Below are 9,718 nucleotides of genomic sequence, written 5' to 3' on the forward strand. Positions count from 1 at the left end.
CCTATCATCGCACCGATTCCACCCGGGTTTCGGAAGCCGGTCGTTTTCAGGTGGCCCGGCCCTATCTGGAAAAGACCCTGGGGCCCGAATATTTCCGGCCCCGGGGATGGGGCGAGGGCGGGGCTCACGAGGCCATTCGTCCCACCCGACCCTGGGACACGCGAGAATTGCGCTCCCGGCTGGCCCATGGACTGTTGAGCCTGGAAAACGAGAGGGACGCCCTGAGACTCTACGATCTTATCTTCCGCCGTTTTATGGCCAGCCAGTGTCGTAATCCCCGGGTCCTCTGGGGCCGGATAGGATTTTCCCTGCGGGGACAGCGCTGGGAGGAAGAGGTCCCTCTCGAGATCCTGGAACACGGACACGATCTCCTGTGGGACCCGCCGGTGCTTTTCCGGGCGGAGGGCGGGCCGGAGGATATACGTTTGCAGGCCGTTCCGGCCAAGCCCCTTTATACCGAGGGGACCCTGGTTCAGGAAATGAAACGGCGTGGTCTGGGCCGACCCTCCACCTACGCCGAGATCGTAAGCACCCTTCTTCACCGGGGCTATGTCAAGGCGGTCAGGGGAGGAGGACTGGTCCCCACCCACCTGGGGAAGGAGGTCTATCAGGTACTTAAACGCGATTTTCCGCACTATATTTCCGAGGAGTTTACCCGGGAACTCGAGGAATTTATGGACCGTATCGAGGAGGGAGGGGATGACTGGCAGGAGGTCTGCCTGCGGCTCCGGGATCTGGCCCTGCGTTTTGTATAGGCTGGGATTTCTCCTCCTTCTGGGGTTTCTTTCCGCCTGCGGGGTCCATTCCGGAGCGGTGCTCCGGGAATCCTCCCTGAACTTCAATCAGGCCCTTCAGCGGGCCCTTTCCGAACAGATGCTTCTCAATCTGGTGCGGCTTCGTTACGGGGAACCACCGGTGTTTCTTCAGGTCACCAGTATCTCCACCCAGTTTTCCTTTTCCGGTAATGCGGGAGCAGGAGCGGAGATAAACGAGGCATATCCGGACTCCTACAGCCTTAACCTGGGTTTTTCCTATGCGGCTAGACCCACTTTTACCTTTGTTCCCCTTCAGGGAGAAGAATTTGCCAAACGTCTGCTCTCCCCTATTCGTCTGGGGCACCTCCTGCTCCTTCTCAATTCGGGCTGGCGGGCCGATCGGGTGCTTCGACTCTGCGTGCAGCGCCTGAACGATATTCCCAATGCCCCTACGGCCTCGGGGCCCACCCCGATCCAGGTCCCTCGTTTCCGACGTTTTCTTCGGGTTAGTCGGGATTTTGAGGCCTTACGCCGCCGGGGCTATCTGAGATTCCTCTATCTGGAAAAGGGCGGCTCCCCCTTTCCGGCCCTAAAGATCTCCTCCGCGGCCCGGGACCTTCCCGCCTATACCGAACTTCTCCGTCTCTTAAGGCTTGAGCCGGCTCCGTATTATCGTCTGGTAGGCCCGGAGGGGCCTCCGGCCCCGAACGTCCTGCGGGTGGAAACCCGTTCCCTTATCGGGGTGCTCTTTTATCTTTCTCAGGGGGTGGAGGTACCGGAGGAGGACCTGCAGGCCGGAAGGGCTGCCCGGACCTTAGAGGCCGGTGGGGCCCCCTTCAACTGGTCCGAGGTCCTGGGGGATCTCTTCCGGGTTTCCTCCTCCGCCACCCTGCCCCGCCGGGCCCTTCTGGCGGTGCGCTATCGGGGACACTGGTTCTATATCGCGGATCAGGATCGCAGCAGTAAAGCCACTTTCATTCTCCTTCAGCAACTCTTTGCCCTGGAGGCCTCTAAAGGCAAGGGCATATCCCCGCTCCTTACTCTTCCGGTGGCTCAGTAGGGCGGGGGGTCTTCCCCTGGTAAAAATTGAGCCAGGAGGAGGTACGGAAAAGGGCCCAGTCCCGGGGGGGTAGTTCCAGGTCCCGGAGATAAAAGGGCCTTTTTTCGGGTTTTAATCGTTCGTATATCCGCACATATACACACCGGCGTTTGCCGGGATAGACCTCACACCAGCCGTCCCGACTCCCTCCGCAGGGACCATTCAGGAGAAATTTGGCGCACTGGCTCTGGGGGCAGAGATAGGCCATCTGCGGAAGCACGCAATCGCCGCACTCCTGACAGTCGAAGAGGACCTTCTTGAGGGCGTATTCCAGATGCAGGAAATATTTCTCCAGCGCACTGTGCGCCAGTTTGTCCGCCCAGCGGCGGAGAGGGGAAAAAAGAGGGCTCCGCGGGGAGAAGAAGATCCGATGCGCAAGTTCCATCAAAGGATAAGAGATCCCCCGGCGGGTTTTGGGGGTTAGGGGGACCCGGCGCGGACGATTGAGGCCGGTCTCCCGGTCTTCCTCGTAGAGAAAGAAGGCTCCCCGGGGATGATCCCGAAACTCCGGGAGGAGTTCCTGCCAGCGGGGAAGATATTCCCGGGAGCGTTCCAGGAGTTCGTGGGCGGCTTCGGCATCGAGCGGGGCCCCGCAGATATGGACTCCCTGGAAGCCCAGCCCCCGGCAGATGGCCATGAGTTTAGCGGCCCGATCCAGGGCTGCTCCTCGCCCCCGGTCCGGGCCCTGGGATTCTTTCTCCACCTCCCGCAGAAGCTCGGTGGAAATGGTTATCCCCGGAACCACCCCGCGATGGAGGATGCGGGCCAGGCGGATATCCAGCACCAGGATTCCCGCCAATACGGGTATCCGGAGCCCCTCCTCCCGGAGGAAGAACAGGAGTTCCTGGAACTTCCGTACACAGAACCCCACCTGGGTGATCACGAAGCGGGCCCCGGCCCGGATCTTGCGCACCAGTTTCCAGTATTGCAGGAGGGTTTCGGCCTCGCTCCATTTAAATGGGTTGACCACGCATCCCGGGAAGAAAGGGATAGGGGGAAGTTCCACTCCGCCCCCGGGGACCTCCGGTGCCAGGCGGAATCCCCGCCGCATCTCCGAAACCATCCGGAGAAGAGTCACCGAATCGAGATCAAACACGGGCTTGGCCCGTCCCTGATAGCCGTATCGGGGATAGTCGCCGGTGAGCACCAGGAGGGTGTGCAGCCCCTCCCGATCCAGGGCCAGGAGATCGCTTTCGATCATGTTGCGGTTTTTGTCTTTGCAGGAGAAGTGAATGATGGGGTGATGTCCCATGTGGCGCAATTCCCGTCCCAGGGCTTCCGGGGCCAGGGCCGGATGTCCCCCGGCATTGTCGGTGATGGAGAGGGCGTCAAAGAGCCCCTTGGAGGCCACTTCCTCGGCAAAGCGGATAATATGCCGGTAATGTCGGGTGCGGGTACTGCGTCCGGGGACCAGTTCGAAGGTTACTACGAACTCCTTGCTCCGGAGGATTTCATCAAAACCGCGCCTTTCACTCACGGGAAAGCCCCAGGGCCTTTAATTTGCGATGAAGATAGGTTCGCCTAAGACCTATGGCCTGGGCCATGCGGGAGATGTTACCGTTAAATTCCTCCAGCTTGCGACGCAGGAATTCCCTCTCAAAGAGTTCCCGGGCGGTTTTGAAGTCCGAGACCCTGAGCCATTCCGGGACTTCCTCCGGCCCCTTTCCCTTTTCCGCGTACTCCAGAAATTCGCGGGGAAGATCATTCAGGGTGATCTCCTGTCCCGGAGAAACGATGACCAGTCTCTCGATAAGGTTGCGTAGTTCGCGTACGTTTCCGGGCCAGGGATAAGCCCGGAGCACCTCCAGCACCTCCGGAGAAATGGTCTTGCGCCCCAGGCCACTGTGCCGGGCCAGTTCGTCCAGGAACTCCTCCACCAGCAGGGGGATGTCCTCCGGCCGTTCCCGCAGGGGAGGGATTACCAGGGGCACCACATTGAGACGGAAGAAGAGATCTTCCCGAAAACGCCCGGCGGCGATTTCCCGGCGGAGGTCCTTGTTGGTGGCGGCGATGATACGCACATCCACTTCGATGAGGCGGTCTCCTCCCACCCGCTGAAAACGTTTTTCCTGGAGCACGCGCAGTACCTTGGCCTGAGCGGCCAGACTCATATCTCCCACTTCGTCCAGGAAGAGGGTTCCTTTATGGGCCTGATCGAACTTGCCCCTTCGGGCCTGGGTGGCTCCGGTGAAGGCCCCCCGTTCGTGTCCGAAAAGTTCGCTTTCGATAAGGCTTTCCGGGATGGCAGCACAGTTTACCTCCACGAACGGACCGGAGGCCCGGGAGGAGAGTCGATGGATCATCCGGGCCGCTACCTCCTTGCCCACCCCGGATTCCCCCTGAATGAGTACCGTGGCCTCGGTGGGAGCCACCCGGGCGATCAATTCCCGCACCTCGCGGATGGCCGGGGAATTTCCGGTAAGACCGGGTTCCCTCAACCGGGCCCTCAGACGCAGGTTTTCCTCCTCCAGGGCTCGCATGCGCAGGGCCTTTTCCACCGAGACCACCACCCGATCGTAGGAGAGGGGTTTTTCCAGAAAATCGAAGGCCCCGAGTTTTACCGCCTTTACCGCCAGTTCTATGGTTCCATGGCCGGAGATCATGATTATCGGTAAGGAGGGATGTCCCTGGCGCAATCGAGCCAGCACTTCCATCCCGTCGATCCCGGGAAGCCAGATATCCAGCAGGACCAGATCCGGGGGGTTTTCCTCTACCTCCCGAAGGGCCTCCTCTCCGGTTTCCACACAACGCACGGTATAGCCCTCGTCCTCCAGGATGTCCCGGAGGCTTTCCAGGATGCTCTTTTCGTCGTCCACCACCAGGATTTCAGGCATGGGTGGTCTTTCTCCGCAGGGGAAGCCGGATAACGAACCGGGCCCCGTGAGGGGAGTTTTCCTCGGCCCGGATCTCTCCGCCGTGCCCCTGAACGATGGAATGCACAATGGCCAGCCCCAGGCCGGTCCCTCCTTTGCCCGAGGCATAAGGCTCGAAAAGCCGGGGGCGGATCTCCGGAGGGATTCCCGGACCGGTGTCCGCCACCTCGATGCGCACCCATTCTCCCTCCCGTAGGACCTCGACCCGGATCTCCCCTTCCTCTCCCATGGCGGCGATGGCGTTATCGAAGAGATTGAGGAAGACCCGTTTCATCTGGTCCCGATCCAGGAGGAAGGGGGGTATTTCCTCGAGGTTTACCTGGAAATGTATCCCCCGATGGGCCTCCTGATAGAGGGTTACCACCTCCCGGATGACCTCGGAGAGCCGGTGCTCCTCGGGTTTAAGGCCGGGGAGTCGAGCGAAGGCGGAGAATTCGTTTACCAGGCGCTTCAGCTCTTCCACCTGTTTTTCGATGGTGGTGGTGCAGCGCTCCAGAATTTCGCGGTCTTTGGAAGAGAGGTGGTCCACCAGACGGCGCCGGAGGCGTTGAGCCGAAAGCTGAATGGGGGTAAGGGGATTTTTGACCTCATGAGCGATACGTCGCGCCACTTCTCTCCAGGCAGCCAGACGTTCCATGCGTTCCTTCTCCGTAAGATCTTCCACCAGAAAAAGGTATCCGGGGAAGGCCTCTTCGGGAAGACGCACTCCGGTAAGACCCAGGACCAGGGTCTTATCGCCGCGAACCAGGCGCAGGGGCTGGCCCGCGGGGCGGTCGCGGGGGATCTTTTCCTTGAGTTCCCGGAAGATCTCGTAGAGTTCCGGGGAGAGGATCTGTTTTAAGGGGGGGCCCTCCTGAACCTGAGGGAGATCCAGGAGTTCCCTGGCCCGCTGGTTGATCAGGGTGAGACGTTCTTTCTGGTCGATGGCCATCACCCCGGCGGTGATATTGAAGAGGATGGTTTCCAGGTAGGCGGTGCGCCGTTTGAGTTCCTCGTTGGCCTGGGCCAGGGCCCGGGTGGTCTCCTCAACCCGGGTACGGTAGTGCTTGAGCTCCTCGGTCATACGTCGGAAGGCCCGCACCAGAACCCCCACCTCGTCCGGAGTCTCCTCCGGGAGGTGCACCTCGAATTCCCGGGCGGCGATGCGATCCGCAGCCAGGGCCAGCTCCTGAAGAGGACCGGTAAGCCCCCGGGCTAGACGCATCCCGAACCATACCCCCACGAAGATGGTAAGAAGGGTAACCAGGAGGAGAAGCAGAAGGAGAGAGGTCTTGAGCGGGGCCCGCAGAAACTTGAGCTGTTGATAAAGCCCCACACCGGAACTTATGTCCTTGATCAGTTTTTCCAGGCCGGGGTCCAGGAATTTCCCTCCGGCCAGGATCAGGGTCTGCCTCCGAAAGGTGGTGGGCATAAAGACCCGCAGGAGGACCCGATTGCGTAAGTTGCTGGTTTCGGAAACCGGGGTGCCGGTGGAAAGGACCTGGTTGAGAATGGAGGGTGGGATGCCCAGTTTCTGGTGCGGACCCTTTCGGGTGTAGCTATATTTGAGCAAACGTCCCCGGATGTCGTATATCTCCAGGGTATCCAGCCCCATTTTACGCCGATAGTGTTTGAGCATCTTGGAGGAGAGGTGTCGGGTTTTATGGAGATATTTCTTCTCGAGATGTTGCAACTGGAGGAGGATTTCCCGTTCCCGGTCCTGATAATAGGCCCGGGCCTCGATGAGGGCCTTTTCCATCTGCTGGTCCAGGTTGCTTCCGAACCAGTATTCCAGACTGGTTTCGATGAATTGATGGGAGGTTACAAAGAGGATAAGGGCCGGAAGGAAACTCAGGAGCAGAAAGGAAAAGACCAGTTTGACCTGAAGGCTGCGTGAGATCCGGCTGGCCCGGGCTTCAAAGAGGGTTTTGAGTACGTTTCGTAAGACCAGGTAAGTCACCAGGAGAAGGAGGATGAGATTGAGCTGGATGAGGGCGAAGATAATCAGGTTTTGGCCGGAAAAGCTCCAGGGAAGGAGATGAAAGATGCGAAATTCTACAAAGACCAGGAGGCTGAGAAGGATTATTCCCAGAAAGATATAGGTAAGTTCGCGACGACGTTTGAATTTTTCTTCGTCCGGGATCCTCATAACGAAAAGACCAGGCTGGTCCAGGAGGATTCAAGGCTTTCGCCTTTAAAAAGGAGAAATCGAATGATCTTTTTGGGCCATCCCACCCGGGCGATCTTACGCACCTCGGCCTTCAGTTTCAGCCGGTAGCGGGTTTTGGGCTGAAGGCGCACCAGAGGCATCAGGGGGATGCCCTCCAGATTGGCCGCCAGCCAGAGGGCCTGCCTGAAAGAGGGGGCCCGCCGGGGGGCCTCCGGGGCTCCCACGGTCTGGACGTAATAGATATTTTTTACCGGGTCATAATACACCACCCGGGTGATTTCCTGATCGAAGATCTTTTCGTCGCGGAGAAAGCGTCGGATGCGGTAGATTTCGATATGGAAGGTGAAGGAAAGCCCCAGCCCATGGCGGGTGGCCTCCCGGAAATCTTCCTGGGGGAAATCCTCCAGGTAGGCGTAAAGCAGGAGGTAGTCCCGATAGGGGGCCACGTTGAGGTCCCGCACCTTAAGGGCCAGAGCCGAAGCCGCCCCCAGGAGATAGAGGATCAGAGCCAGGATCGGGAGCTTTTTCAAGGAAATTCCCTCAAAATAAAGCTTTGGAGAGGTTTGCGTCCGGCCCGGCGGCGGTGGTCATGAGGGTATCCCAGGGCCACCACCGCTGCGAGCTCCAGATCCTCGGGCAGATCCAGGACCTCTCGCACCCGGGCTTCGTTTTTCAGGATTTCTCCCAGCCATACCCCGCCCAGGCCCAGGGCATGGGCGGCAAGGAGCATATTTTCGATGCAGGCCCCGGCGGATTGATGGTCCTTGATCTGGTGATACATGACCTTACGATCCAGAAACACGGCGATTACCACCGGAGCCCGGCGAATGATTTCTCCGTAACGGGTGAGTTCCGCCAGTTTCTCCCTTTTTTCCGCGTTCCATACGATAGCAAAACGCCAGGGCTGGTTGTTGAGCCCGGAGGGAGCCCAGATGCCCGCCCGGATTATCTCCAGGATAAGTTCCCGCGGAGGCACTTCCTGTGTGTATTCCCGGATGCTCCGGCGGCCGTAAATGGCCTTAAGAACCGGATTTTCCTCGAACCTGCGTTCTATTCCCTCCATTCTGTGCCTCCTGGCGCGTTTTTTCCTCCAGCACCTTTTGACGAATTCGCTGGAGAAGCTCCGGATCTTCGTGGTAGGTGAGGGGGCCTTCACGACCTTCCAGGCGAAGGATCAATCCTCCCACCAGGCGACCCACGTTTATGGCATCCATGGCGGCCCGATCGTCATAAAGGGCTTCTTTTCCGCGATGGGAATAGGCATGAGCCCAGGGAGGGATCATGGCCCCCATGGCATTGAGCACGGTAAGGAGATAGGCCCCGGCCAGGGTGGCTCCGGCATCGGCCCCCACTGTAATAACCCCTACCACTTTGCCCTCCACATAACTGGCTTCACCGAAGGCGACCATATTTTCCAGAGCGGTCATCCGGTCGATGAGGATCTTAAGGGGGCCGGAGGGACCGTACCAGTACACCGGGGTGGCCAGGACATAGCCCGCGGCTTCCCTGAGTTTGGTCAGGATCTCCCGTCCATAGTCTTCGAAGATACAGGGATACTTGCAGGTGGGTTCCTCGTTCTGGACGCAACCGATGCAGGGCTCGATCCGTCCGCGATAGAGTTCGATGATCTCGGTGGTGAGCCCCAGTTCCTCGGCGGCGTAAAGAGCGCAGCGGAGCAGGGAACCCGATCCTCCGTAAGGATGGGGGGAACCCAGGATGCCCAGGATCTTAGCCATTTTTGTCCAGTACCTCCTTAAGCCAGAATCTGGGGAGGGCGAAGGAGGCCCTGTGGATTTGGTGGGTGTAATAGAGGGTTTCCGGAATCCAGGTACGTCGGGGTTGGGTTGGATCTCCGGGAAAGCGCAGGAGATAGGCGTTGTCTCCCCCGAAGGAGGGAATGGAGGCCCGGTAACAGAAGATGTCTTTTCCATAGACCCGCTGGAAGACCCGATAGGAACCTTCGAGGATTTCCTTCATGGTGAAGGGGGTGGCTGCTTGCTGGACTATGGCTCCTTCCGGGGCCAGTTGAAGCAGCATACGGTGGAAGGATTCACTGAAAAGAGAGTGAGAGAGTTCCAGGGTGCGTTCAGCCAGAGAGATGTCTGGATCGGTGGAGTCGATAATAACCAGATCAAAATGTTCGTTTTTTTCTACCAGTTCCTGGACCAGGGCAAAAGCATCCACGGTCAGGAGTTCGAGACGCGGATCAGCGGGATCCTGCGGCAGAAGGGCAGGGAAGAATTGGCGTACCAGGCGGGGAACCCGGGGGTCTATATCTGCGATGAGGACTTTTTCCACCTCGGGATATTTGAGAACCTCCCGGGCGGCACCGTAATCTCCGCCTCCGCAGATTAATACCTTTCGCACCCGTCCTTCAGGGAAGGCCTGGATGGGAATGTGGACCAGGGCTTCGTGGTAGATGAATTCGTCCCGGGAGGTGAACTGAGCGGTTCCGTTGATGAAGAAGATACGACCCCAGAAGGGGTTTTCCAGGATCATGATGGCCTGTTCCCCGCCTTCTTCGTGCAGCACCACTCCTTCGTAACCGTAAAAATATCCCTTTTGGACCGGTTCTCCCAGGATGATCTTGGCTCCGGGGCCTTCGGTAGGTAGAGAGGTTTCCATAATGGGCATAAAGGCAGCCTCCGTCGAGGGGATCTTTGCCTTCAATAATTAACAGGAAAGTGGGTCCCTTGCCAAGTTAAAGGGAAGAGATTAAAGTAGGAAACGGTGCGCCCGTAGCTCAATCGGATAGAGCATTGGACTACGAATCCAAAGGTTGGAGGTTCGAGTCCTCCCGGGCGCGCCAATATCAAGGGTTTCAAGCCTCTCCTCCTCGCTC

9 protein-coding genes and 1 tRNA gene are annotated in these 9,718 nt (G+C 58.9%); 3 read left to right on the forward strand and 7 right to left on the reverse strand.

Annotated features, from left to right (window positions below):
* A partial coding sequence (locus F8J34_RS06660; RefSeq protein ID WP_297057436.1) for a DNA topoisomerase occupies positions 1 to 755 on the forward strand: 755 nt, incomplete at its 5' end.
* The gene (locus F8J34_RS06665; RefSeq protein WP_297057438.1) at positions 700 to 1,815 is read left to right on the forward strand and encodes a hypothetical protein; all 1,116 of its coding nucleotides are present in this window, start codon (positions 700 to 702) and stop codon (positions 1,813 to 1,815) included. The genes F8J34_RS06660 and F8J34_RS06665, both read left to right, overlap by 56 nt.
* On the opposite strand, the gene F8J34_RS06670 is transcribed toward F8J34_RS06665, so the two are convergent.
* The 7 genes from F8J34_RS06670 to F8J34_RS06700 are packed head-to-tail and all read right to left on the reverse strand — an operon-like array spanning position 1,793 to position 9,510.
* Complete coding sequence (locus tag F8J34_RS06670; protein ID WP_297057439.1) at positions 1,793 to 3,331, reverse strand: methylenetetrahydrofolate reductase C-terminal domain-containing protein; 1,539 nt, start codon at positions 3,329 to 3,331, stop codon at positions 1,793 to 1,795. The genes F8J34_RS06665 and F8J34_RS06670 overlap by 23 nt on opposite strands.
* Positions 3,324 to 4,688, reverse strand: coding sequence for a sigma-54 dependent transcriptional regulator (locus tag F8J34_RS06675; RefSeq protein ID WP_297057442.1), 1,365 nt, complete (start codon positions 4,686 to 4,688; stop codon positions 3,324 to 3,326). Before F8J34_RS06675 ends, F8J34_RS06670 begins: the two co-directional genes overlap by 8 nt.
* Positions 4,681 to 6,855, reverse strand: a complete 2,175-nt coding sequence (locus F8J34_RS06680) for an ATP-binding protein (protein ID WP_297057444.1) — start codon at positions 6,853 to 6,855, stop codon at positions 4,681 to 4,683. The genes F8J34_RS06675 and F8J34_RS06680 overlap by 8 nt, the downstream gene beginning before the upstream one ends.
* Positions 6,852 to 7,406, reverse strand: coding sequence for a DUF4390 domain-containing protein (locus F8J34_RS06685; RefSeq protein WP_297057446.1), 555 nt, complete (start codon positions 7,404 to 7,406; stop codon positions 6,852 to 6,854). Before F8J34_RS06685 ends, F8J34_RS06680 begins: the two co-directional genes overlap by 4 nt.
* Positions 7,403 to 7,939, reverse strand: a complete 537-nt coding sequence (locus F8J34_RS06690) for a nitroreductase (RefSeq protein WP_297057449.1) — start codon at positions 7,937 to 7,939, stop codon at positions 7,403 to 7,405. The genes F8J34_RS06685 and F8J34_RS06690 overlap by 4 nt, the downstream gene beginning before the upstream one ends.
* Positions 7,896 to 8,612 carry a flavodoxin family protein gene (locus F8J34_RS06695; protein ID WP_297057450.1) on the reverse strand — a complete coding sequence of 239 codons (717 nt, stop codon included), beginning with the start codon at positions 8,610 to 8,612 and terminating at the stop codon, positions 7,896 to 7,898. Before F8J34_RS06695 ends, F8J34_RS06690 begins: the two co-directional genes overlap by 44 nt.
* Positions 8,605 to 9,510: a spermine synthase gene (locus F8J34_RS06700; RefSeq protein ID WP_297057453.1), complete on the reverse strand. Its 906-nt coding sequence runs from the start codon at positions 9,508 to 9,510 to the stop codon at positions 8,605 to 8,607. The genes F8J34_RS06695 and F8J34_RS06700 overlap by 8 nt, the downstream gene beginning before the upstream one ends.
* A gap of 98 nt (positions 9,511 to 9,608) precedes the next feature.
* On the opposite strand from F8J34_RS06700, the gene F8J34_RS06705 reads away from it, so the two are divergent.
* Positions 9,609 to 9,685: transfer RNA gene (locus tag F8J34_RS06705), tRNA-Arg, on the forward strand.
* The last annotated feature ends 33 nt before the right edge of the window (positions 9,686 to 9,718 follow it).

Origin of the sequence: Thermosulfurimonas sp. (genome assembly GCF_015491435.1) — a bacterium.
Classification (GTDB): domain Bacteria; phylum Desulfobacterota; class Thermodesulfobacteria; order Thermodesulfobacteriales; family Thermodesulfobacteriaceae; genus Thermosulfurimonas_A.